Origin of the sequence: Megasphaera indica (assembly GCF_046614755.1) — a bacterium.
GTDB lineage: Bacteria > Bacillota > Negativicutes > Veillonellales > Megasphaeraceae > Megasphaera > Megasphaera intestinihominis.
Window position 1 is genome coordinate 89,616 of the sequence record NZ_JBKKJR010000003.1, and the last position, 24,012, is coordinate 113,627.

The window sequence follows — 24,012 nt, forward strand, 5'->3', positions numbered from 1 at the left end:
AATCCCCGCGGACAATCGTTTTACTGGCGGATATATTGTATACTATTTTCGCATATCATCTATGCCTTTTACCAAGAAGGCGGAATGGCTGTCGTGACGACGCGGAACGTATAGCCCTGCCCTTTCAGGAGATGGATGATGTCCGGCAGGGCGTCGACGGTCGCACCGTGGCCATAGGCATCGTGCATGAGGATGACCAGATGGCGATGGAGATAGGGCCGCAATTGCAGCTGCTGCTTAATGTTTTCCACTTCTTTATCGGCTGTCTTGCCCGTCCCGTCAGCATCGCCGGTCAAGGCATTCCAGCCGACTTCGATATAGCCGATGTTGTTGATAGCCGTCCAGAAGTCCTTGGTGAAGTGCCCTTCCGTACCGCCAGGGGCACGGGAAATGATGGGCCGGACGCCGAGAATCTTATAAATTTCTTCTTCTGTCTGCAAGAGCTCGTCCGTGTAGGCCTTGGGCGAAACGTATATTTTCTTATAATCATGCGTATACGAATGGACGCCGATGGCATTGCCGGACTGGTAGATTTTCTTGACCACATCAGGGTAGCGGACGACATTCTGGCCGGTCAGGAAGAAGGTAGCATGGATGTTTTCCTTTTTCAGGATATCCAGAATGCGCGACGTATTCTTATCGTTCGGGCCGTCGTCAAAGGTCAGATAGACGACGTTGTCACCATAATAATAATCCCGCGTCTTGCCGTATGTCGTGGGCAGGCCCTTTTCCTGACGCTGCCGGGTCGTATATTTATCGTACACCGGTTTATCATTATCGACAGGAGGCAGGGAGAAATCATCGCCTATCAAGGCCACATCGGGTTTGTTGGACAGGACTTGCGGCACCGGGATATGCCGGGCTTCGGCCGCTGCCATGACGCGGTCGCGGTCGAAATTCAGGAAAAGCCCCAGCGAAGCCAGGAAGAAAAGTAAGATACATCCCAAAAACAGTCTGCCTTTTTGTTTCATTTTTGCTTACATCCGTTTCTTTTTGACATTACCATAGTGAATATACTGGCGTATCGTACACGTTTCCCGATAGCCATCGGCCAGGACGCTGGCCGTCAGGTCGAAGTCTTCCAAATCGTCGAGGAGGGCTTCGGTCATGCGGTGCTGGACGGCATTATAGCCCGTGCAGAAGAGGATCCGTGGGCAGCGCACGCCGCGGAACAGTCCCCGCGGATGCTTGATGAGCTTGGCCAGCATGGCCGGCGTGATGACAGCGCCGCAAGGACGGCCCATGATGGCCGCTGCCGTTTCGACGCCTTCGATTTTTTCGGCGCTGATGACGTTGCCCAGCATCTGTAAATTGAGGACACCGATGACGGTATCGCAGGAAGCCGGCAGGGGCACATCGTCTGCCAGCGGGGCTTTGAGCCACTTATTGCCGGCTGCATCGCCTTCGATGAGGATGTACCAGGCCGGGTGACGCATCTTGATGTCATCGATGACCTTGGGGTCGAGGCCGATATAGCGGTCCTGGTCGTCGAGGCCGGCGAACCACGCCGGGACGTGGCCGGCGGCAATGCGTTCAGCGCAGAAGGCTTCGCCCTTTTCCATATCTTCCGTGCAGATGACGTCAAAGGGTTCGACATTATCGACACGCGTGCTATCCATGGGAACGATGCTGCTGACCATGATCGGCAGATGACCGCCGTGGCCGTAAGTCCCCAGCCGTTCCAATACGGTCGTCTTGCCACCGGCACCGACAATAGCCGTAATGCCGGGTTTCAACATACGTCGCCAACGATTATCTTCAAACATGAAAGTACCCCCTTCTGGAATTCACTTCTTCACAACATAACGATTATAGCCTTTCCAGGCCGATTTGATGAGGCCGCGGACCATATCGATGGTCAGGGCCCGCCGTTCTTCTTCGGAGCAGGTGCCGAAATTGCCGAAATCGAGTTCTTCACTGGCCAGATGGGCCACATTTTCTTTGACGGCCATGCCCTTTTCCGTCAGTTCTTCACTGGCCGAGCGGGCAATGGCAGCCAGGCCGGGACGGCCGCCGACGACGATGCACCACGAATCTTCCCGCATGGCGACGGCACCGACCAGATACGGTTCATCTGCCGGCAGCTTGCGATAGGCTTTATAGGCCGTATAGACAGCTTCTTTGGCAATGGAAATGCCCGTTACCAGTTCGCCCATGGGCGGGCAGTGCAAATAGTCATCCAGGCTCATGCAGCCTTTATCCTGCAGCTGTACATCGACGTGGAGGGACAGGAGGATCGGCAGGAGGACGGAAAAAGGCGCTTTCCCCGAAATGACGCCGCCCAGCGTGCCGTAGCGCTGGACGTTTTTATCGGCTACGTCACTGATAGCCTTGCTGATGGCTCCGCCGGCAAACTCCTGGATGACCGGGGAAATCTTGATCTGCCAAAGCGGTGTCATGGCGCCGATGACGATGTCGTCTTCCCGTTCTTCGATATACTGCATCCCGGCTTTCGACAAATCGACAGCCAGGTCATAATGGTCTTTTTTATATTTCAAGCCCTGCGTTCCCGCCAGGAAAACAGCCGACGCAGCCTGCCGATAAGCAGCGTAGGCTGCGGCCGGATTATCCGGGACCAGGGTCGTCGTACTGGTAATCACGATACTGAAAATCTCCTTTCTGCCTAGTTAAGGGATGTCGTCGAAGAACCAGTCTTCCAGGGCCACGTTCGGCCGGTCCTTGTTGAGCAGGAAAGACCCGCCACATTCATCGACGACAGCATCGACAAGGGCGTCGACGCCGATGTCGCTGCACAAATCCATTTCTTCTTTATATAAAAGGATGGGCATGAGAAGTTCCACCGTCGTACCATCGGCCATGGAAACGCCGCCCAGCTGACCTTCAAACTGGACGATGACCAGGCCGGACAGGGCCGTATCCCTGGCAAAAGGCTCATGGCTTTCCGAGTTGGGCAGGAGAAAGCCATAGGACATCCACACATCATGGACGTGCGGGAACCGCCCCAGCTCCATGAGCAGCCAGATGGGCCAGGCTTCTTCGTCGTTTAGGGAAATATCCCGGTCCTTGCGGAAGGGCCAATCAGCCGGCAGGATGAGGCAGAGTTCGCCGTAGCCTTCTTTCCCGGTCACAAATTCGCCAGCCGGGTAATGCATGGGAGCGGCACTCATGCCGATGGTATGAAGGAGATAGAAGGGTTCTTCTACCGTAGGATATAAGAGCTCTACGTCCACTGCCAGCGGCGTCCCGTCCGGGTCCTGGAAGACACTCCACTGCCGATGAGGAAAGAGGCTGTGGAAATAAGCCTGGACGGCGCGGCCATATTCCTCGTGAGGCCGCTGTATCTTCAAGGTGTCCATCAAGGAAAAAAAGCGAGGCCATCGATAGGACGTAATCGGTAAGGTACTCATCGAATCCCCCCTTTTCGTTATATTCAGCTTCATTATAACATAAATGAGCCAGCTCTGGGCAACCAAAAAGGGGCGCCGCGAACGCGAAGCCCCTCTCCACTATCATGACGATAGACTTTTTAGCCCTCAGGGTTCGTGCCGGAGGGATTCACTGAATCTCATCGCCTGTTCAATTGACGGGATATATCATATCAATAAATAGGGAAATTGTCAAATCACAGCGCCTTCGGCGCGCCTTGTAAAAGGCAGGACGGTATAGTAGAATAAAGGAGAATGGAACGCACTATATTAACCGCAAAGGGATGACTACATTGAAGGTACGCTGGGTAGAATTAAACCGTTTTGAAGCTGAACTGATCCTCGAATTCGCCTGCCAGCCCAAGGATGCTCCCGTTTCTGCCAGCCTGTGCCGTATGATATACCGCCGTCTCGAAGGCCAGCCAGCACTGGCACAGAACCAGCCGGGACTCCAGGACGGGGAGGCGTAAAAGGCAGCCTCACTCTTCCATCGCTTTTTCTAATCGCGCGGCGATGGCCTTCCCCGTTTCGGTCCGGGCCAGGCCGCCATCGGAGGTTTCTTTCAGGGCGACTGGCATGAGGCGGCCGATTTCCGCCATGGCCGCAATGACTTCATCTGGTGGGATGACGCTCTTGATGCCGGCCAGGGCCATTTCGGCAGCCGCCAGGGCTTCAACGGCAAAGACGGCATTGCGCTTGACACAGGGCACTTCGACCAGGCCCGCTACGGGATCGCAGGCCAGGCCCAGCGTGTTTTTCATGCACAGGGCAAAGGCCTGGAGGATCGTATCGTTATCGCCGCCGGCCATTTCGGCCACGGCCGCTGCCGCCATAGCCGCAGCCGTCCCACATTCGGCCTGGCAGCCGCCGACGGCACCGGCGACAGAGGCATTGCGGGAAACGACGGCGCCGATACCCGCTGCTGTGAACAAAGCATCGACCAGTACGGGACGGGGCGTCTGCATTTCTTCGGCAGCGGCCATCATGACGGCCGGCACGATGCCGCAGGAACCGGCTGTCGGGCAGGCGACGATTTTGAACATCTTGGCATTGGCTTCACTGACGGCCAGGGCATAGACAGCCGCCTTATGCGCCAAGGGGCCCAGTAAATTCGGCGCCTTTTCAGCCAGTTTATGGGCATCGCCGCCGACGAGGCCGCTGACCGATTTCCCCGGGTCCTTCATGCCGGCATCGATGGATTCCTGGAACACATCGAGACGGCTGGCCATGATGGCCCGTACTTTTTCTTCCAGTTCTTCTGACGACTCTACTTCATGACGCACGACGACGTCTGACAGAGTCGTCTTTTCTTTTTCTGCCAGGGCCAATAAGTCATGAAGGGTCTTATATTCATATTTATACATCTTATTCCTCCTAGAGCGGCAGCAGCGTGACGACGCTTTCAATGGCTGTAATATTCTGTATCATGTGGACGATTTCATTGGGAACAGGGCTGTCCGTGCAGACGATCATGACGGCTGTTTCGTTCTTGGCACTGCGGAAGACGCGCATATTCGATACATTGATATGACCGATGGCCAGGACCGTCGTCGCCTGGGCGATGATGCCCGGCTGGTCCCTGTGGACCGTAATCAGTGTATGTTCTTCCCCATTCAGGGCCACTTCTGCTCCGTTGATTTCGCGGATTTCGATTTTACCGCCACCCAGGGAGACGCCGAGGACTTCCATCTTCCGGCCAGATGCGCCGGTCATGGCGATGCGTACCGTGTTGGGATGGTCCACTTCTTCATCGGACCGGTGGAATTCAATAGCCAGGCCCTGGTCTGCGGCAATGGCAAAGGACGTGCGCAGGCGGACATCGTCGGCAGAAAAGCCGAGCAGGCCGGCGACGAGGGCCCGGTCCGTACCGTGACCCTTATAGGTCTTGGCAAAAGAACCATAGACAGTGATGACCGCCTTTTTCGGTTCATCTTTCAGGATTTCCCGGGCCATGAGGCCAATCCGGGCGGCACCTGCCGTGTGGGAACTGGACGGCCCGATCATGACAGGGCCGACCACATCAAAAACTCCCATGAGAAAACCTCCTTACAGTTTTTATAGTCTGATTTCTTGTTGCAGATGTAAGCTATAAATGTACGTTTCTTCGACGGGCCGGTGCGTAATCTGTTCGACAGCCCGCTTATATAACGCCAGCTGGACGGCATAGCGGCTGCGGAAGGCGTCTGCCGTCTCCAGCCGGTCCGACTTATAATCGACGAGGATCCAGGCATCATCTTCGCGGAAAAGGCAGTCGATGACCCCTTGGATCAAAATCTGTTCGCCCGTTTCTGTCTCAGGCAGAGGATCGCCGCCAGCTAACAGGACAGTGAAGGGATATTCGCGATGCAGCTCCGGCGATTCGGCCATGCGCCGGCCTATATCGGACTGACAGAAAGCTGCCAGGACCGGCACATAGACCAGCTTGGCCTCTTCCCGGCTCAACAGGCCCTGGCGGACAAAGGCGTCGATTTCACGACGCAAAGTCGCCGTCGTCTGATCGGCAGCCGGCGTGATATACTGCAAGGCCTTGTGCAGGGCCGTCCCGCGCTGAGCTCCGCTGACAGCCGCTTCTTCTCCGGCCAGCCAGGGCGGCAGGGCGGCAAAGGCATCGTCCTCACCGGGCGCCGTCGGGATGACGGCCGCAGCCGGGACAGACAGGTCGGCTTCATCTTGTAGTTCATCGCTGTGCAGTTCCTGATATCGCCGCTTGACTTCGGATACGGAAAACTTGGCCGCTGTCCGGACAGCCTGGGGATAGGCATACTGCCAGGATAACTGTTCGTCCAGCCAGGACGGGACAGGCGTGCCGGTCAAGTCGCCGCGCCGCAGGGCTTCCAGCCGCGGTTCCCCATCATAGGCGCCTTCTTCAACAGTCCCTGCCGGGACGGCCCTGGCGATGCGCACCTGCCAGACCGCATCCTGCCAGGCCGCACCGGGACGGGCATAATCAGCATCGGCCTTGGCCCCGAAGGGGGCCAGGGCGGCCGGCATGACCCAGTCGAAATACGATTTGGCCTGAGCCGGATTGAGGCGGCTCGTCCAGCGCTGCCAGTCACGGTCGATGTGGCTGCTGTGGCCCGTCAGGATGAGCTGGTCCCTGGCGCGGGTCATGGCGACATAGAGGATGCGCTCTTCTTCGGCCGTCCCTTCCCAGCGCAGCTGGGCGGCGATACCACTCCAGATGAGCGTCGGATAGGACATGCGCCATTCCGGGTCGTACTGCTTGAGACCGATGCCCAGGCGATTGTGAAAGAGTATCTGGTCCTGCGTGTCGCGGCGGTTGAAGGCCTTGCCCATATCGGCGACGAAGACGACGGGGAATTCCAGGCCTTTGCTCTTATGGATACTCATGATGCGCACGACGTCTTCCTTTTCACTGACGACTTTAGCCGGCGCCAGGTCCAGGCCGTCTTCTTTCATCTTATCCATGAGCTGCAGGTAGCGGAAGAGGCCGCGGAAGCCGGCTTCTTCGTACTGCCGGGCCCGGTCGTACAGGGCTTTCAGATTGGCCTGGCGCACGTCGCCGCCAGGCATGGCCCCGACGAAGTCGACATAAGCCGTATCATCATACAGGCGCTGCAAGAGTTCTGCCACGCCGTGGCGGCGGCTGTACGTGCGCCACGAATCAAAGGCGGCCATGAACTGCTGCAGGTCCTCTTTTTCATCTACGCCGTCGGGCAGCGAAGCAACAAAGGCCGGCAGGTTCTGCCACAGCGTCCCGTCACCGGCCAGGCGGACACCGGCCAGGGCCGTCTCATCCAGGCCGACCAAAGGCGACCGCAGGACAGCCGCCATGGCCAGGTCCTGTTCGGGATTATCGATACAGCGCAGGAGGGCCAGCATGACCTGGACTTCGACGGCGGCAAAATAACCGCCACTCTGTTCGGCATATGACGGGATGCCTCCTTCCTGCAGGGCCTGGATGAGGACGTCGGCCTTGCCGGCCATGGAGCGCAGGAGGACGACGATATGGCGATAAGACAAGGGCTCCAGCGTGCCGTCTTTGCGGGCTGCCATGCGGCCGCTGGCCAGGAGCTCGCCGATGCGGCCGGCAATGAAGCGGCATTCCTTTTCAAAGGCCGTGCTGCCGTCGTCGTCTTCCTCGTCACTCGGCGTCGGCACGATGTCAACTTCGACAGGCCCGCCGATCCAGCGTTCATCGTCCGGAGCCTGACGGCCGGCGTAGAGTTTTTCCCGTTCCCCATAATCCATGCCGGCCGCTTCTGCCGTCATGGCCCGCGAGAAGACAGCGTTCACGGCGTCGAGGACGACCGGAACGCTGCGGAAATTCCGCCCCAGGTCGATGCAGCGCTGCACGGATTTTTCATCGCGGCTGAAAGACTGGTATTTCTCCAGGAACAGCGTCGGGTCGGCCAGGCGGAAGCGATAGATGCTCTGCTTGATATCGCCGACCATGAAGCGGTTGTCCTCACCGGAAACGAGGCGGGTAATGAGTTCCTGGACGCCGTTCGTATCCTGGTATTCGTCGATGAAGACCTCTTCATACTGGCTGCGCAGCTCTTCGGCTGCCGCCGACGGCACGGGATGTTCCGGCGAGGCATCGGGGGCGAGGAGGATCTGCAGGCAAAAATGTTCCAAGTCGCTGAAATCGATCCAGCCCTTTTCCTTCTTCGCCGCCCCATAGGCTTTGGCAAAATCCAGGGTCAGCGTCACCAGGCCATCCATGATGGGTTTCATGGCCCGCATGCCGTCGAGCCATTCTTCCGGCGTCGCCGAGAAATAGACGGCCTGCAAGGTCTTGATCACGTCTTTCTTGACATCGTCGCGCACTTTCTTGCACCGTTCCCAGACGGCTTTATCGTCATCCGATAATTTCCGCAGTGACTTCAGACGTGGGAAGTCGATGGCCCGGACAAAGCGGCTCAAATCATTCCAGGACCGGGCCTGGGCGGCCTGCCGGAGAGCTGCCTGTTCGGCCACGAAGGTATCGCAGGCCGGCGCAAAGGCTTCGCGCTGGCGCAGGTGATAGAGCACGCCATCATAGAGGCGGGCATCTTCTTCAAGGATACGGCGGACGGCATCCTTGATGGGGCCGGCCCAGACCATATCGTCGATGACGGCGTCCGGCGCCACGTCATAAGCCCGGGCCGCCTCTTTCAGCCAATGTTCCGGCCAGGCCAGGCTGCGGGCATAGGTATACATGCGGCTCACTGTATCCATGAGGATGTCATCGCCGCGGTCGCTGCCAAACATATCGGCCAGCGGATAGAGGATGGACGCTTTCTCATCGTCTTCATAGTAAGACAAGAAGACGTCTTCCAGGACCTGGCGGCGCAAGAGGTTCAATTCTTCTTCACCGGCAATGGAAAAAGCCGGATCCAGGTCGATGGTATAGAAATACTTACGAATGACATGCTGACAAAAAGCATGGAGCGTCGAAATCTGGGCCGATGGCAATAAGGCCAGCTGGCGTTCGACGCGGGAATCCTTCGTTTCCGACAAGGCCTTCATCAGGGCCGTCCCGATGCGGTCGCGCATTTCGGCCGCGGCGGCCTTGGTAAAGGTGACGACCAGTAATTCTGTAATATCAATGGGATATTCCTTGTCCAGGAGGCGGCGGATGATGCGTTCCACCAGGACAGCCGTCTTCCCGGAACCGGCCGCCGCCGACAGGAGCAGCGTCTGCCCCCGGCTGTCGATGGCTGCCTGCTGCTCATTCGTCCAGGCCATGTTCGTCATCTCCTTCATCAAACATCTTTTGAATCATCTCGTCTGTATCTTCCCGTCCCGCCGCGTCATACGTATTGCCGGCAACGGCGACATCGAACCGGCAGACCGGCCGGTAAGGGCAATAGCTGCACGGCGCCTGCTGACCCATGAGGATGGGATGGATGGAAATATCGCCGTCGCCGATATGGCCGGCAATATCGCGTATCTGCCGGGCCGCCCAGTCGAGCAGGTGGCTCCAGCCCGCTTCATTATAGAGCGTGTGGGACGAATCGCTCAAGGTCCCGTCTTTTTTCAGCCGCAAGTTGAGGAAATCGGAAAAGCCCTGCATCGACGTATCCAGCTGCTGCATGACCTGGCCGTCGTCGAGGTAGAAACCGGTCAGCTTCCCTTTGGCATCGTAGAGTTTCTTCTTGTCTTCCTCACTGACGCGGTATTCCAGGGATACCTTATCATTGCGGACGTAACAGTATAGGACGGCAGCCGGAATGGCATCGCCGCCAATATTCAGCAAAGCCACGAACATATACGTCAAAAGCTGCAGTTCCAGGCCCGTGAAAATCTGGCTGATGTCGAGCTGTTTCCGGCCGGACTTATAGTCGATGATGACGACGTATTTATGGTCCCCCTGACGCAAAGTATCAATGCGGTCGATCTGGCCGGTGACGACGACTTGCAGGCCATTCTTCAAGGTAAAGCGCAGGGCTTCCCAGGGACTGCCCGGACGGCCGAAGGATTTTTCCAGCCCTTCCATATGGAAATCGGAAACGGCACTGAAAGCGCTGAGGCGTCGTACCGTCCGGGTCAGGGTCTGGATGAGCCGTTCCTTTATCTGGGCGAAATAGGCGTTGGACATGAGGATATCGTGCTGGACCTGCGGCGCCAGTTCATCCGTCGCCTGGCGGCAGATGGCCGGGACGTCTGCGTCGGGAATGTCATGCCACTGTTTCTGTTCCCGCAGCAGCCGTTCCCCGATGATGCGCAGGGTGCCGTGGACTAGCATGCCCAGGTCCGGTGCAGCGAACTGATAGCGCGGCCGTTCTTCCAGGCCAAGGCCATAGCGGGAAAAATAAGCAAAGGGACAGCTGCGGTACTGCTCGAACTTAGTGACCGACCCGCGCAACGTCCCGTCCGGCGCAAAGAGGCGGCGCACCAACGATTCCGGCAGGGTGACAGGCAGGTTCGTATGGAACAGGCCCTGGACGGCACGCACGGCCTGATGGCGCCAGCCATGCTGCCAGGCCCAGTCATAGAGGGCCCACCATATATCCCCGACAGTTTCGCCATTGGCAGCCGGCCGCAAGTGACCGGGAAGGTAATCGAGAGCCGCCGGCAAGGCCAGCAGGTAATCCCCTTCCCGGCCGGGCTGTACCTTGGCCTCTTGGCGGATGATGTCGGCTACATAGCCTTTATCCCGGAGCTGATGGATCCACGACGCTTTTTCCATGGCACTGCCGTCATCGTCAGCGACGACGTAGGATATGATGAACCGTTCCGCAGCCCGGGTCGCCCCTAAATAGAACAAGAAGCGTTCCTGGAAAGAGCGGAAGCGGCTCCCCGGTCCGAGGACGATGCCCAGATCAGCCAGGCGGTGCCGTTCTTTATCGCTGAACAGCCCTTCTTCCTGGCTATGCTGAGGGAAGACGCCGTCATTGACACCGCAGAGAAAGACGACCTTGGCCTGCATCGTATAGCCTCGTTCGACAGCCGTCAAAGTGACGTGATCCAGCGTCGGTGGGATAAGGCTGAACTTCAAATTGGCCAGGCCATCTTCGACAATCTGGGAAAATTCATCGAGGTCCGTTTCATCGTCACCGCAAAGACTGACGATTTCATTGAGGAACGTCCCGATACGCTTCCAGACCTGCTCGTGCTCCTTGCCTTCTTCGGCAAGGCCCGACTGCTCATCTTCTTCCTGCCACTGGCGCAGCACTGACGGGATGTCCAGCCGGCACAGCCAGTGATACAACAAGGTACACCAGTCGCGCAGGCTATGTTCTTCCTGGGCTTCTTCCCAGCAGGGGAACAAAATGTCCCGCACGCGCTGGCGTATGGCATTCATGCGCTGGAGGTGCGCTTCTTCCCGTTCGTCGATGACCTGGGGCTGTTCCTGCCGACGGCCGTAAGTCCACTCAGCATCCCTCAGCCAGTGACGCCCCTGGATGCCGTAAGCGAGGCAATAGTTTTCCAAATCGTCGACGTCATGGCGGCTGACGGGAAAGAGGTCCGTCTTGAGCAGGCGGAAGAGCGACTCATGAGACCAGCGGCTGCGGAAGACGCCGAACAGGGCGGAAATGGCCTCGGCGGCGGGATGGCTGGTCATAGGCCGACGATAGTCGCTGAAGCAGGGAATCCCATAGCGCCGGAAAATGCGTTCGACCCGGTCGTGGTACAAGTCACTCGTCCGGGCCAGGACCAGGAAGTCGCGATAACGATAGCCCTGACGGCAGAGCGCTGCGATTTTCCGGGCAACGCTGTCGATTTCTCCATCCCTGTCGGGACATTCCCAGATTTCCAGGGCCGATACGGGCCGGTCCATGCTGGCCGGGACAGTCTGGAAAAAAGCATCGCGAAAGGCCGTCAGCGGGCCGACCGGCCGCTTTTCGACGACAGCCGTTTCCATATGGGGAAAGAGTGTCTTTATATCGCGATAGACTTCGTAAGCCCGGTGGAACAAGGCCGTTTCCCGCCGCTGCTGTGCCAGATGCGCTTCATCGATGGTCAGGGTAATCGTCACCTTCGAGGCTGCGCGCTCTATCTGCCGCAGGATTTCCATCTGCTGCGGTGTGAACCACTGGAAGCCATCGACCCAGACATGGGCGCCCTGGAGGAAGGAATAATGCCCGATTTCCCGGGCCAGCAGAGTCATCGTATCATCTGCCGAGCCGAAGTGGTCTGCCAGAAAGGCCTGATACGCTTCATAGAGCCGGGAAATATCTTCCAGCTTGTGCGACAGGGTCGGGCTGGGGACGGCTTCAGCCGCCTGGCGCAGGGCTTCCGGCGTAACGCAGAAAGACCGGCATTCCCATAAGAAGCGGCCTGCCGTATCGGCAAAGTTCGGCTGCCTGGCCGCCGTCTGCAAGACGGAAAATTCTTTCTCCCCTTTGTGCAGCAGGCGCTGCAAAATGATTTTGCGGGCTAACTCCGACAGCGACGCGTGTTCCAGGCCCCGTTCCTGGAAGACTTTATAAGCCAGCCGGGAAAAGCCGAGGACCTGCGTCCCTAAAAAGCCCTGTCCATCGGAACTTTCGGCGAGATGCCGTTCGGCACCATATGTCGCCTGGTCCGGGACAAGGAGCAGGGCCTTTCCGCCGGCAGCCGCGCAGGCCTGTATATCCCGATAACACTGCGTCGATTTGCCGCTTCCCGCCTTGCCCAATAATACTGTAACGGCCATGAACGTACCTCCTTACATAAAAAATCGATTATCTCTATTATACCCGATTTCCACTGGAAAAGAACAGTAAAAAAAAGAGGCTGTCGCATGAAGACAGCCTCTTTTTGAGTTTTAAGTTTGTAGTTTTTAGCGAATGGTTTTAAATTTAAAGCCATCTTCTACAAACTACAAACTCCGCACTACAAACTAAAATTAAAAGAACCACGCATGCCGGCCAACGCCTTCACGCGGCAAAAAATCAATGGAAGATGGCGCAGGCCGTCTTGAGGAAAGGAAGGCGTTTGCTCAGGCCCGTCCGCGACCGCTGGATCCATTTGAGGTCATACGGTTCAAAGACGACATTGCGGTAGGCTTCGATGTCCAAGGGCGTCCCGTCCCAATCGGAATGGATGGCCCCAGTCTGCTTGATGAGGATATCATAGAGGATATCGTATTCCTTATCGTCCCGTTCATCCCGTTCGATGACCGTACTGTACGGCAGGGTCTTATGATAGGTCAGTTCCATGCCTTTGTAATCGAAATGGAAACCGCAGCGCATACGGCAGCCATCGAGACCCGTATAACCGGCGATTTTCTTCAGGTCATGAAGGATATGGTCATGGCCTTCTTCATATAAATTATCCGGCGTCGTTTCCGTATAGTCGAAACGAAACTGGATCGATGCCCCATCGATCTTGCGGAACCGTTCCAGATACGGTTTGAGCTGGTCTGCCGGATATTTCTTGTACAATACGCAGTTGATGCGGAACGGAACAGCCAGGCGGCTCAGGAGGCCATCATTCGATTCCTGTACATAATGCTGCATATGGCGCGATACGTTGATGCAGGTGATCTTATGACGGTTGCGTTCCGTAAAAGCGACGATGTCGTCTTCTGACTGATTCTCAAAGACGGGCAGCGTCGTATTGATATATACCTTGTGTGTCACAGGAATACAGTCCAGCATGCGCTGCAGCGATTCCATATTGGCAAAAGGTTCACCGCCAGTGAATACGAAATCACAGAACGGCGTCAAGCTGTCCATCAGGCGGATGCTCTGGCAGATGGCTTCTTCAGAAAAACCCGTCATATCTTCATACTCCGCCTTGTTGATGCAGAACGGGCAATGGTTGTGACAATTATAGGGCACGAAAACCGTGACGGTAGCGCCGCCGTTCCGTGTCTTATACGGGTGGACCACACGCGGTACAGTCGTTGCGGCCATGCTGATTGTTGTTTTCATTCTTTTTTCGCCTCGAATCGTGGATAAGATCCCAAGCTGTTCCCACACTGCAGTAAGATGGAAAGGAAAGTATTTTTTCACCTCACAGCAGACAATCTTGTGACCCGAATGTAGTATCCACGCTTATTGTACCATAAAAGTCCATTTCTGCAAATGCATGTTGCGTATTCCCATTTTGCATAATTTTTATACCAAACAATTCACCATAAACATTATTTTATTTTTCTAAAAAAATCCTTACATTTCCTTTGAATCTAAAGCCCGGCTAATGTCGGACGCCGTCTTTTTGACAGCTTCGATGGCCAGGTCCCGTTCTTCCGCCGTTAGCCGGTCTGCCGGCCCGGATACACTGATAGCCGCCGTAATGATTCCATGATGGAAAATCGGCGCAGCAATGCAGGCCATGCCGAGTTCGACTTCTTCCCGTTCCACGGCGTAACCCCGGCAACGGATCTTCTCCAGTTCCTGGAGCAGGTCGCTCCAGTCGGTCACGGTATATTCCGTGAACTTCTGCAGCGTACAGCCCGTATAAGTGTGCAGGTATTCCGGCGAAAAAGCCAAGAGGCACTTGCCCGAGGCCGAGCAATACGCCGGACGGACGGCACCGATAGGCGGTGCCGTATCAATCGTCCTGGGCGACTTGATCTTCTCTAAAATGATGTGCTGCGGATAGGAAGCCCCATTATGGGCAAAGGTCGTAATATGGACCCCTTCATTGCACTGCAGGGACAGGGCCTTGGCATACGGATAGGCGACTTTAGGGAAGGTATCCTTTTCCCGGAAGAGCATCCCCAGGGCATAGACCTGGAGCCCCAGCCAGTATTTCCCTGTTTCACTGTCTTTCTGGACGAAGCCGCGGCGCTCCAGCGTATCCATAGTGCGGCTGATAGTACTCTTATGAAGGTCCATCAGCTTGCTGATACGGGTCACACTGAGGGGCCTTTCTTCCTTTAAAAAAAGCTGTAAAACGGCCAGGGCCCGGTCAATCGATTCAATCATCCTCGTTCCCCCGATCCGGCATCGTCACGACGCCAAGAAATTAATATACTTCATTATATGGAATACAGACGCAATGTCAAGAGGGAAACGCCAGGCCCCGGCCGGAGAGTGCTAGTGGCTGACCGCTTCGCCGTCTTCCTGGGACGTCTGATGATGGTCGTACAGGCACTGCGACAGCTTGCGGATCAAATCGTCACATTCCAAATTGCCGCGCCAGCTCTTGGGGATAGCCTGTACCCCATCCTGGGTACCCATGATATTGCCGCAGATGGCGCCGCACGTATCGCTGTCGCCATCCTGGTTGCAGGCCATGAGGACGGCGTCTTTCAGATGGCCCGTCTTGAGAACGCAATATACGGCCAGGGACAGGGCTTCATCGGCCTTCTTGCCCAAGCCCAGCTTCTTCATGGAGCGCACTGGGTTGCGGTCGGTGACGGCTTCGTCGACAGCCCGCAGGATAGTCTTCATGAGCGGCGTCCCTTCCGGATCAGCCTGGAGGATGCGCAGGGCCCCTCCCAGGGCAGCGCTGATCTCCTTGCCAGCCGCCAGGGAGGCAATCATGGCACTCAGCGTGGCCGTCGATAAATAGGCTTCCGGACTACCGTGGGTCAGGCTGGCAGCCTGGCAGCCGACGGCAAAGGCTTTTTCCGGGTCGCCGGCATAAAACAGGCCGATAGGCGCAGCCCGCATGACCGTACTGCTGCCACAACTGTGGTTCAGTGGTTCCTGACGGGTCAATTTTTTCCCCGACGCCAGCGACGTCAGGCAGGTCTTGCCCGGAGAGCGGCGGGCAAAGAGGGCCTCTTCCCCCATGATGTCGTAGTCGAAATCGACTTCATGAGGCTGGCGCTTCATCCATTTTTCCTGTTCCGGATGGATGATGCGTTCGGTCTGCGTATAATACCAGCGCATATACGCCCGGTACAGGCCATCAGAAGGTTCCAATCCATCGTGGTCGGCCCAGAGCATGCCGTCAGCCGTGAACAACGCCAGCCGCGTATCGTCTGAGATAAGGCTCTTATTGCCATTTTTAGCCGATTTTAAAACAGTGCGCAATCCATAAGGGCCGTATTTCTTATGAATCGTCTTCAAATCGTCGAATTCAATGACAAACCCCAAAGCGTCGCCTACGGCGCCGCCAAACATGCAACCCATAAACCGATCTAGTCCATCCATGTAGCATCCTCCTATCCTCGTCTGTCGTCCGAGTCTTTTTTTCTCAAAAAACTTTACAATTTCGTTCAAGTAGTATATAATAAAAAGCTTATACATTCATTATACAGGTTGTGATAGGAATTTGCAAATAAAAAAAGACGCTGTCCCATGAAGACAGCGTCTTTTTTCAGCAGTCAGCAGTCAGCAGTTAGCCACGAGCCACGAGCCACGAGCCACGAGCCACGAGCCACGAGCCACCAACATTTTAACTCATTTCCCCGCTGCGAGGAGGTCGGTTCTGCCTTCTACGCGGTCGAGGGCTTTCTTTACGATGGCGGCCAGGCCCTGCATCTTGATTTCCGGGATGGAGCAGACGCCGAGGCGGACGCCCTGGGCCAGGGGACCGGCAAAGACCAGGTCGGCTTCCAATGCCTGACAGACGGCAGCCGATTGCTGCGTCGGAATGGAGATGAAGAAGCCGCCTTTATAGGGCACATACGACAGACCGCAGCGGTCGGCTTCATAGGTGAAGATGTCGGCACGGCGGCGCAGGTTCTTGGCAAAATTCATGCGTTCCAATTCGAGCTGGGCCATGAGGTCGCGGTCGCTACGGATCTTGGTCAGGAGCGTCATGGCCGCGCGGTTGATGTTCGACCAGGCCGTGCGGGCCGAATATTTGCCCAGATTGGCGAACTCTTCGATAACGGCTTTGCTCGACGACAAGCCGACGAGAGCGCCGGCGCGCTGGCCATACATGGTATAGCCTTTGGACATGCTGAAGGCGAACATGGTAAAGATGTGTTCCGGAAGGCCGGCGAATTGTCTCATGAACGAGCGGACGCGGTCCTTTTCCCCGGCATAGGCAATATAGGCGATATCTACGAGGATACTGATGCGCTTGCCATTCTTTTCATGGAGGCGGCAGACTTCGAGGACATCGGCCCATTCGGCATCGGACAGGGCAAAGCCCGTCGGGTTGTTGGCCGGCGTGTTGAGGATGAGGAGCAGCGAATCCTGACGGCGCAGGATGTTGGAAACAGCAGCCGAGAACGCAGCCGTATTGAAATGGCCCTGGTCGTCCATCATCGAGAAGGTGTGCAGGTCGCGGCCGATTTCCTGGCACAGGCAGTCATAAATGTTCCAGCGCCAGTCCGTCGTCAGTACGACATCGCCGACTTCTGAATAGTTGGCAATGGCGATATGGATGGCACCGGTACCACCGGACGTAGCCACAGCATCGACATAGCCATCGGGACGACAGCCTTCAAAGGTTTCGTCGATGACGGCCTGGCGATAGCCTTCCAGGCCCAGCGGCGGTGCATAGGTAATGAAATCGCTCATAGGCAGAGAGCGGTATAATTGTTCTACCACAGGCAGGCAAGCCAGTTTTTCATCGTCGCCGGCATAACAGCCGACGGTCGCATTGACGACCTTATCCGCCCCGTACTGCGCTGCCGCTTCCCGGGCTGCCGCTCCAGCGGCGAATACCACGTCACGTAATGTCTTACCTTCTCTGCTTGCTGCTGCCATAATCGTCATCGTAAAAAACCCCTCTCTGCATAATAGTTCGTGTTTAGTGGACACTTGTTCTCTCCAAATGTCCTGACGTCCTACATTATAGCACTGTGAAAAGAGTTTTTATATAGCGAAAAGCCTAAAATACTGTATACACAGCAAGAATATTGTATACAATATTCATTTGTGGTCTTCGCTGTCGTGTCTGGCACCGGCATCGACGTGGAACGTCGCCTGTTTGATGCCCTTCATGGCCAGGAGCTGGCTGACGATTTCCGTTTCATCCATGTAATGAGCCGCCGTCAGTTCCAGGTCGATGTCGGCCAAGGGTGCATCGTCATCATTATGGGAATGGAAGGTCTTGATATGCATGTGATGGTCATGGATGAAAGTCGAAAGTTTCCGGGCCTGTCCGATGTTGTTCTTCATGAGCAGGTGCATGGCATAGCGCTTGCGGAAGCGCCCTTCCAGGCGGGCATCGAGGCGGACGAAGACGGTCAGGACCAGGAAAATCAGCGCCGTCGCCACACAGGCTATGACGAGATAGCCGGCACCGACGACGAGGCCGATGGCCGATACGGCCCATAAGCCGGCAGCCGTCGTCAGGCCGCGGACGCTGCGGTCTTTCTGGTTGGCCAGGATCGTGCCGGCCCCGATGAAGCCGACGCCGGATACGACCTGAGCTGCAATCCGTTCCGGGTCGGAGTTATTATAGCCAAAGGTGAAGTAATAATCCATGGCAATATTGATAGATATGATCATGCACAGGCAGGAGCCGACACAGACCAGGGTGTGCGTCCGAAGGCCTGCCGACTTGCTCTGGGCCTGTCGTTCATAACCGATGAGTCCGCCCAGGATGAGGGCCATAATCAGGCGGATGATGCTGTCTTCCGTAGAAATCATAGAGGCTCAACTTCTTTCAAAATAATTTTTACATCCGTTAAGAAAACGTTATAATGGTATTATAGTATATAGATGCAGCAGAGAACAAGCAAAATGTTCTCCCCGCATCGGAGAAAGAAGGTCATGATCATGAACCGCTTCATTTGCTTTGATAATCTGCGCAGTGCCGCCGTCGTATTGACGCTGGCCGCTTTATTGCTACAATCCTGGACAGCCTTTTACGAAGAGAGTGCCGTCGTCGCCATTTCCATCGTCTTCTTCATCAGTGCCTACTTCGGGGCTTCAGCCCTGCGCATCCGCACGATATCGTTCTTCTTGAAAGATAAATGGAAACGCCTGGGCTGGCCGGGCCTCGTCTTAGTCCTCTTCGGCATCGAAGAACAGCTGGTCACATCAGCCCTGCCGGTCACGTCGTGGGTCCTGCTCTGGCTCTTCCTGCTCTTTGCCGGCTTGTCCCTGATCAAGCATGTCAACCATAAGGTCTTGCAGCACCGCATCGCCTCGAAGCCATCAGTTCCTTTCCTGCTGGGCTTCCTCGTCTTGCTGGCAGCCGCCCTCTTCCTCTGTCAGGCCTTCCTGCCTCAGTCTCTGGCCATCCCTTACATCGCCCGGATCCGCCCGGACTGGCTGGTCCTGTCCCTCTTTGCCTTTGCCCTGGGGGTCTACGCCTTCCGCCATCGCTGGTTCATACCGTCTGGCTATCAGCCTAAAAGCCGCAGCCTCTTCGGCTTCGCCATCATGGTCGGCGTCTATGCCGCCTGGATGCCCGGCAAAGGAGCCTCTATCCTGACAGCGCTGACGCCGGCTTTACTGCTCGTCGCCGCCGTCCTGGGCCTGACGGCCTGGTTCCATCAGCAGTTCGATAAGCACTTGGCCTGGTCCCACACGCTGCACCGCATTTCCTACGGTCTGTTCTTCGTCAGCGAACCGATCATCCTCCATTCGATGTGGTTCTTACAGCCCCTGGCCGTCGCCGTATGGCTCAAGGTCGTCATTACGGCCCTGGTCCTGGCCATCTACGGCTATCTGCTCTGCCGTTACGCCCTGCTCCACATCCCATGCTTTAAAAGCAAGGGATAATGGCTGGCAGACACTAGCCCCGGCAGGCCATCTGTGCTATGATAGATAGCAAGTTTGTTTCTTTACATTATCGATAAGGAGTGTGCCTACTTGGATACATTATTACAACTCATGGAATCGTACGGCTACATCGCGATGTTCGTGGCAATGGCATTGGAAAACGCCAATATCCCCATCCCCAGTGAAGTCGTACTCGGATTTGCAGGCTTCCTCATTTCCCAGCAAATCTTTTCATTCTGGACGACCTTTGCCGTAGCCTGCGTCGCCGGCCTCGTCGGCTCGGTCATCAGTTACTGGCTCGGCTCTTATGGCGGCCGGCCGCTCTTGTTAAAGTATGGCAAATACATCTTCTTCAACGAACGTAAATTCCGCATGGCCGAAGACTTGTTCAACAAGTACGGCGGCATTGCCGTCATCATCTGCCGCTGCCTGCCCGGCGTCCGCACGTTCATTTCCTTCCCGGCCGGCGTCGCCCGCTATCCCTTCTGGAAATTCGTCATCTTCACCGTCATCGGCACCATCCCCTGGACGCTGCTCCTCGTATGGGCCGGCTCCCTCCTGGGCAGTCACTGGCGGGACCTCATACAGTACAACCACATCTTCCTCATGGCCGTCATCGCCGTCTGTGTCGTCGCCGCCGTCGTATTCGTATGGCATAGACGCCGCCGGAGAAATGCAGCATGAAACAATGGTTCTTAACACATCGTTACGGCCTGACCGTCGCCTTAGTGGCAGCAATGATCTTGCTGCCATTTTTAGGTGCTGCCCCGCTCATGGACCCGGACGAACCGGTCTACGGCGAAACGGCGCGGGAAATGCTCCTGGCCGGGGATTGGCTGTCACCGCGCATCTTCGGCCAGTACTGGTACGATAAACCACCGCTCTTCTACTGGCTGGAAATGCTGTCGTACAGCTTTTTCGGCGTCTCTGACATCGCATCCCGCCTGCCCAGCGTCATCATGGCCATGGCGACGACGATGTACGTCTACGTCCAGGGGAAGGAATTATTCAATAAACCCATCGCCTTCCTGTCGGCCCTGTTCCTGGTGACCAGTGCCGGCTTCATGTATATCGGCAAGGCTGCCGTCACGGACATGACCCTCATGTTCACCCTGACCGTGACCATGGTTTCCTTTTACCGTAAAAAGTATTATATAGCCTATATCTTCTGCGGCCTGTCGCTCCTGGCCAAAGGCCCTGTCGGCTACGCGTTCCCGGCGCTCATCATGCTCATTTATCTGGCCTGGACGCGGCAGTGGCCGCTCTTGAAGCATATGAAGATTCCCCAGGGCATCCTGCTGGCCTTCCTGGTCGGCCTCCCCTGGTATATCCTCATGTACCGGGTCCACGGCGAAGTCTTCCTGGACACCTTCATCGGCTATCACAACATCACCCGCTTCGCGGCACCGGAACATCCGGGACAGAACAGTCTCTTCTTCTTCATCCCCATCCTCTTCGCCGCTATGATGCCCTGGACGGTGGCCCTGTTCCCGACAATCCGGCGGCTATTTCACAAGCGGGACCCCTTCCGCGACATACTCCGGTTCTGCTTCGTCTGGGCGGCCTTTATCTTCGTCTTCTTCTCCCTCTCCAAGACCCAGCTGGTCACGTATATCGCCCCGATGTTCCCGCCAACGGCATATCTGTTGGGCTGGTACTGGTACCGCTGCTATATCGAGCGGAAATTTTCGCGGCCCTTGCTGGTATCCTTCTATATCCTGGGCCTGCTGCTGCTCGCCAGCAATGCCATCCCGCTCCACGAAAACGCCGCCTTTTTCCGACCGGCCATCGCCTGGGGTTCGGGCCTGCTGGCAGCGGCATTATTCCTCCCGGCCTGGTGTCTGTGGCGCCGCCGCTACCGGTCGGCTTTCGTGGCAGGCATCGTGATGATGGTCTGTTTCTCCTGGGCAGCTTTCGGCTTCATCATCCCCCAGTTCAAAGGCCACGTCACATCTTACGAGACAGCCCAAATCCTGCCGGATGTCTATGACGGCCATTCCCCACTCTATATCGAAAAATTCCTGCGCCCGGGCATCGCCTATTACAGCGGCATGTACGGAACGGAATGGGACCCCATCAAGGACCCGGACCTGGAAGAATTGCTCGCAGAGAAGGATAAGATTTTCCTGGTCATGTCGAAATCGACCTTCCATAAACTGGCCAAATCCCAGCAATTGATTGACCGCTTCGGCATCGCCGCCGAAACGCCGACACAAGTCATCCTCATCAACCATCCTTAGGAGGTGTCCCCATGAAACAGCGCACATTCCTGACCCTCATCTTCGTGGCAGCTTTCCTTTTCCTGGCCGTCGGCATATCTCAGCTGGCCGTCACGGACCCGGTCGAATCGAATTACGCCCTGACTGCACTGGAAATGGTCCGCAGCGGCGACTGGCTGTCCCCGCAGATTTACGGCACGTACTGGTATGATAAGCCCATTTTCCTGTACTGGCTCCTGAGCCTGTCTTACAGCCTCCTGGGGACGACGGATCTGGCAGCCCGCCTGCCAGCTGTCCTCTTCGGCACCGCTTCCTGCACCCTGGCTGCCTGGTTCGCCCTGCGCCAGACAGGCCGCCGCACGGCAGCCATCCTCTTCGCCGCCATGACCGTGACATCCCTGATTTTCTGGTTCGTCAGCCGCTCCGTCATCACTGACCAGCCCTTGTATTTCTTCAGTGGCGCTACCTTGTTTTTCGCCTATATCGGCCTGACAGAAGGGAAGAAAGGCTATATGACAGGGGCTTACGTCATGGCTGCCGGTGCCGTCCTAACCAAGGGCCCGGTCGGCCTGGTCCTGCCCGGCCTGTTCCTGCTTCTCTTTACCGCCATCCAGCGCCGGCCCGATTACCTTAAAAGGCTGTTCCCGCCGGCAGGCATCGTGCTCTTCCTGCTCCTCTGCCTGAGCTGGTACGGCCCCATGTACAGCCGCCATGGCATGGATTTCATCGATGGCCTGCTGGGCTTCAACAATGTCGTCCGGGCGACCGTATCGGAACATCCCGAATACGACGTCTGGTATTACTACCTCGTCCTCGTCCCGGTCAGTCTCCTGCCCTGGACCGGCCCCTGCCTCTACGGCCTGTGGCGGCGGCGCAGTCATCACGATGAGTATGTCTTCATGGCCATCTGGGCCCTCGGGACAATCCTGTTCTACAGCCTCATGGCAACGAAATACCCGACCTATGCCTATATCGCCAACTGGCCTCTCTTATACCTGGGCGCCCGTACGATGCAGGCCTGGCTCGACGAGGACGCCCGCTATGCCTGGCTGGCAGCCCTCATCCCGGCCTCCGTCTACAGTCTGCTCTTCGCCGTATTGGTGGCCTTTACGGATAAAGCGCCTTTCCCCGTCCAAGGCCTGTTGCTGCTAACGGTATTCCTGGCCATCATGGCTATCCTGACCTGGCTGGCGTGGTGGCAGAAAGCCTATCTGGCCCTGCCCTTTTTCCTGATTATGACGACAGTCATCACCTACCTGATCGTGACCTTCCAGGTCCTGGTCCCCTTTTATCAATACCGGTCCGCCCAATCCCTGACCGTCCTGAACGATGCGGCCCCGGTCTATTTCTTTGAAGAGTACCGCACGTCCTATCCTTATTATACGGGACAGACGGCATACTGGACGGCACCGGCCGACTACGACGAAAATGACCGGCTCCAGCGCGATGCCGTATGGGCTAAGAAACACGTCTACCCGACAGCTTCCGAAGACCAGGTGTTATCCAGCCTGAATCAGCACCAGAACCTGACCCTCGTCGTCCCGGAAGGGAAATATAAAGATTATAAAGCCTCGGAATTTTTCAGCCTGACCCGGAAAGTAGGCCGGATCGGCCCGTATTATATCTTCAAGCCCAGCCCTTAGGATAGGAGGATTTTCCATGGAAGAACTCATCGACAAACTCTGTGCCTACCATCATCCCGGCGTATTCAATCCCTGGTCCGAATATGACATATCCTGCGACATCAGTCCGGACGCGCCAGCCATCCGCTGCCAGCAGCTGCGGGAATATTTGGCGCCCCGCCTGACCCGGGCCCGCATCGTCCTCATCGCCGAAGCCGCCGGATACCAGGGATGCCGCTTCACAGGCATCCCCATTACCTGCGAACGCATGCTCCTGGACGAACACAAACAGATACATGCTGACGTCATCCTGGGCCACCGCGGCCAGCGCACGAGCCGACCCGACAGCGCCTTCATGACCAGCCGTCCTCAGCGGGAAAAAGGCATGAACGAGCCGACAGATACCTACGTCTGGGGAGCCATCGTCGACAACGGCCTGGACCCGCGCGACGTCTTATTATGGAATATCTTCCCCTTCCATCCCCACAAGACCTCGCCCTTCTCCAACCGCACGCCGACGGACAGTGAGCTGGCCGACGGCCTCGTGTACGCCAAAGCCCTGCTGAGCCACTGCCGGCCGGATATACGCCTGGCCGCCATCGGCAGGAAGTCAGCAGAAACCTTGCAGAATGCCGGCTTCCCGGCCATCGCCATGCGCCACCCGGCCAACGGCGGAGCCGGTCTTTTTCGGGAACAGTTCACACGTTTTTCTCGATAATTCCTTTAAAAAATCGGTAAAATTCGATTTTTACATTAAAATTGTCGGCGTTTCAGCAAAAACATTCAGAAAAATCATTGCATCGACTTCACAAATTGTTTATAATCA

19 protein-coding genes are annotated in these 24,012 nt (G+C 56.6%); 6 read left to right on the top strand and 13 right to left on the bottom strand.

Translation table 11 applies throughout. The features are described 5' to 3' along the window. Positions 1 to 68: 68 nt before the first annotated feature. The 4 genes from ACFCTO_RS02995 to ACFCTO_RS03010 are packed head-to-tail and all read right to left on the bottom strand — an operon-like array spanning position 69 to position 3,368. Positions 69 to 947, bottom strand: a complete 879-nt coding sequence (locus ACFCTO_RS02995) for a polysaccharide deacetylase family protein (protein WP_292260474.1) — start codon at positions 945 to 947, stop codon at positions 69 to 71. Positions 948 to 977: 30 nt separating this feature from the next. After that, complete coding sequence (gene yqeC, locus ACFCTO_RS03000) at positions 978 to 1,766, bottom strand: selenium cofactor biosynthesis protein YqeC (protein ID WP_020309702.1); 789 nt, start codon at positions 1,764 to 1,766, stop codon at positions 978 to 980. 21 nt (positions 1,767 to 1,787) lie between these two features. Next, complete coding sequence (locus tag ACFCTO_RS03005) at positions 1,788 to 2,600, bottom strand: FAD binding domain-containing protein (protein WP_020309701.1); 813 nt, start codon at positions 2,598 to 2,600, stop codon at positions 1,788 to 1,790. 27 nt (positions 2,601 to 2,627) lie between these two features. Next, the gene (locus tag ACFCTO_RS03010; RefSeq protein WP_292260480.1) at positions 2,628 to 3,368 is read right to left on the bottom strand and encodes a suppressor of fused domain protein; all 741 of its coding nucleotides are present in this window, start codon (positions 3,366 to 3,368) and stop codon (positions 2,628 to 2,630) included. Positions 3,369 to 3,679: 311 nt separating this feature from the next. On the opposite strand from ACFCTO_RS03010, the gene ACFCTO_RS03015 reads away from it, so the two are divergent. Continuing rightward, the gene (locus ACFCTO_RS03015) at positions 3,680 to 3,856 is read left to right on the top strand and encodes a hypothetical protein (protein WP_292260482.1); all 177 of its coding nucleotides are present in this window, start codon (positions 3,680 to 3,682) and stop codon (positions 3,854 to 3,856) included. A 9-nt stretch (positions 3,857 to 3,865) separates the two neighbouring features. Here the strand turns inward: ACFCTO_RS03015 and sdaAA are convergent, their stop codons facing one another. From sdaAA to ACFCTO_RS03060, 9 genes are all read right to left on the bottom strand, one after another. Next, complete coding sequence (sdaAA, locus tag ACFCTO_RS03020) at positions 3,866 to 4,750, bottom strand: L-serine ammonia-lyase, iron-sulfur-dependent, subunit alpha (protein WP_302484986.1); 885 nt, start codon at positions 4,748 to 4,750, stop codon at positions 3,866 to 3,868. A 10-nt stretch (positions 4,751 to 4,760) separates the two neighbouring features. Then, entirely contained in the window at positions 4,761 to 5,420 is a 660-nt protein-coding gene (gene sdaAB / locus ACFCTO_RS03025; RefSeq protein ID WP_020309698.1) for an L-serine ammonia-lyase, iron-sulfur-dependent subunit beta, read from the bottom strand. Between the two features lie 21 nt (positions 5,421 to 5,441). Continuing rightward, on the bottom strand, positions 5,442 to 9,077 hold the full coding sequence (addA, locus tag ACFCTO_RS03030; protein WP_292300361.1) for a helicase-exonuclease AddAB subunit AddA: 3,636 nt from the start codon (positions 9,075 to 9,077) through the stop codon (positions 5,442 to 5,444). After that, positions 9,061 to 12,471, bottom strand: coding sequence for a PD-(D/E)XK nuclease family protein (locus ACFCTO_RS03035; RefSeq protein WP_499876371.1), 3,411 nt, complete (start codon positions 12,469 to 12,471; stop codon positions 9,061 to 9,063). The genes addA and ACFCTO_RS03035 overlap by 17 nt, the downstream gene beginning before the upstream one ends. A 238-nt stretch (positions 12,472 to 12,709) precedes the next feature. Next, positions 12,710 to 13,693 carry a 4Fe-4S cluster-binding domain-containing protein gene (locus tag ACFCTO_RS03040; protein WP_292300358.1) on the bottom strand — a complete coding sequence of 328 codons (984 nt, stop codon included), beginning with the start codon at positions 13,691 to 13,693 and terminating at the stop codon, positions 12,710 to 12,712. 237 nt (positions 13,694 to 13,930) lie between these two features. Next, positions 13,931 to 14,692, bottom strand: coding sequence for an IclR family transcriptional regulator (locus ACFCTO_RS03045; RefSeq protein ID WP_292300356.1), 762 nt, complete (start codon positions 14,690 to 14,692; stop codon positions 13,931 to 13,933). A 111-nt stretch (positions 14,693 to 14,803) separates the two neighbouring features. Beyond that, positions 14,804 to 15,868, bottom strand: coding sequence for an ADP-ribosylglycohydrolase family protein (locus ACFCTO_RS03050; protein WP_499876372.1), 1,065 nt, complete (start codon positions 15,866 to 15,868; stop codon positions 14,804 to 14,806). 249 nt (positions 15,869 to 16,117) lie between these two features. Continuing rightward, the gene (locus ACFCTO_RS03055) at positions 16,118 to 17,386 is read right to left on the bottom strand and encodes a pyridoxal phosphate-dependent aminotransferase (RefSeq protein ID WP_492000606.1); all 1,269 of its coding nucleotides are present in this window, start codon (positions 17,384 to 17,386) and stop codon (positions 16,118 to 16,120) included. Positions 17,387 to 17,542: 156 nt separating this feature from the next. Further along, on the bottom strand, positions 17,543 to 18,265 hold the full coding sequence (locus ACFCTO_RS03060; protein WP_292300022.1) for an MgtC/SapB family protein: 723 nt from the start codon (positions 18,263 to 18,265) through the stop codon (positions 17,543 to 17,545). A gap of 129 nt (positions 18,266 to 18,394) precedes the next feature. On the opposite strand from ACFCTO_RS03060, the gene ACFCTO_RS03065 reads away from it, so the two are divergent. The 5 genes from ACFCTO_RS03065 (at position 18,395) to ACFCTO_RS03085 (ending at position 23,904) form a co-directional block, all read left to right on the top strand. Next, positions 18,395 to 19,345, top strand: coding sequence for a hypothetical protein (locus ACFCTO_RS03065; RefSeq protein ID WP_302484983.1), 951 nt, complete (start codon positions 18,395 to 18,397; stop codon positions 19,343 to 19,345). 90 nt (positions 19,346 to 19,435) lie between these two features. After that, positions 19,436 to 20,029 carry a DedA family protein gene (locus ACFCTO_RS03070; RefSeq protein WP_299721372.1) on the top strand — a complete coding sequence of 198 codons (594 nt, stop codon included), beginning with the start codon at positions 19,436 to 19,438 and terminating at the stop codon, positions 20,027 to 20,029. Then, positions 20,026 to 21,585 carry an ArnT family glycosyltransferase gene (locus tag ACFCTO_RS03075; RefSeq protein WP_499876373.1) on the top strand — a complete coding sequence of 520 codons (1,560 nt, stop codon included), beginning with the start codon at positions 20,026 to 20,028 and terminating at the stop codon, positions 21,583 to 21,585. The genes ACFCTO_RS03070 and ACFCTO_RS03075 overlap by 4 nt, the downstream gene beginning before the upstream one ends. Positions 21,586 to 21,596: 11 nt before the next feature. Continuing rightward, entirely contained in the window at positions 21,597 to 23,207 is a 1,611-nt protein-coding gene (locus tag ACFCTO_RS03080; RefSeq protein ID WP_499876374.1) for an ArnT family glycosyltransferase, read from the top strand. Between the two features lie 16 nt (positions 23,208 to 23,223). Next, positions 23,224 to 23,904, top strand: a complete 681-nt coding sequence (locus ACFCTO_RS03085; RefSeq protein WP_499876375.1) for a uracil-DNA glycosylase — start codon at positions 23,224 to 23,226, stop codon at positions 23,902 to 23,904. The last annotated feature ends 108 nt before the right edge of the window (positions 23,905 to 24,012 follow it).

Bases quoted from the DNA above. Each gene is read 5' to 3' on its own strand.
- yqeC (WP_020309702.1), bottom strand. From the start codon at position 1,766: ATGTTTGAAGATAATCGTTGGCGACGTATGTTGAAACCCGGCATTACG.
- ACFCTO_RS03010 (WP_292260480.1), bottom strand. From the start codon at position 3,368: ATGAGTACCTTACCGATTACGTCCTATCGATGGCCTCGCTTTTTTTCC.
- sdaAA (WP_302484986.1), bottom strand. From the start codon at position 4,750: ATGTATAAATATGAATATAAGACCCTTCATGACTTATTGGCCCTGGCA.
- sdaAB (WP_020309698.1), bottom strand. From the start codon at position 5,420: ATGGGAGTTTTTGATGTGGTCGGCCCTGTCATGATCGGGCCGTCCAGT.
- addA (WP_292300361.1), bottom strand. From the start codon at position 9,077: ATGGCCTGGACGAATGAGCAGCAGGCAGCCATCGACAGCCGGGGGCAG.
- ACFCTO_RS03035 (WP_499876371.1), bottom strand. From the start codon at position 12,471: ATGGCCGTTACAGTATTATTGGGCAAGGCGGGAAGCGGCAAATCGACG.
- ACFCTO_RS03040 (WP_292300358.1), bottom strand. From the start codon at position 13,693: ATGAAAACAACAATCAGCATGGCCGCAACGACTGTACCGCGTGTGGTC.
- ACFCTO_RS03045 (WP_292300356.1), bottom strand. From the start codon at position 14,692: ATGATTGAATCGATTGACCGGGCCCTGGCCGTTTTACAGCTTTTTTTA.
- ACFCTO_RS03050 (WP_499876372.1), bottom strand. From the start codon at position 15,868: ATGGATGGACTAGATCGGTTTATGGGTTGCATGTTTGGCGGCGCCGTA.
- ACFCTO_RS03055 (WP_492000606.1), bottom strand. From the start codon at position 17,386: ATGACGATTATGGCAGCAGCAAGCAGAGAAGGTAAGACATTACGTGAC.
- ACFCTO_RS03060 (WP_292300022.1), bottom strand. From the start codon at position 18,265: ATGATTTCTACGGAAGACAGCATCATCCGCCTGATTATGGCCCTCATC.
- ACFCTO_RS03065 (WP_302484983.1), top strand. From the start codon at position 18,395: ATGAACCGCTTCATTTGCTTTGATAATCTGCGCAGTGCCGCCGTCGTA.
- ACFCTO_RS03075 (WP_499876373.1), top strand. From the start codon at position 20,026: ATGAAACAATGGTTCTTAACACATCGTTACGGCCTGACCGTCGCCTTA.
- ACFCTO_RS03080 (WP_499876374.1), top strand. From the start codon at position 21,597: ATGAAACAGCGCACATTCCTGACCCTCATCTTCGTGGCAGCTTTCCTT.
- ACFCTO_RS03085 (WP_499876375.1), top strand. From the start codon at position 23,224: ATGGAAGAACTCATCGACAAACTCTGTGCCTACCATCATCCCGGCGTA.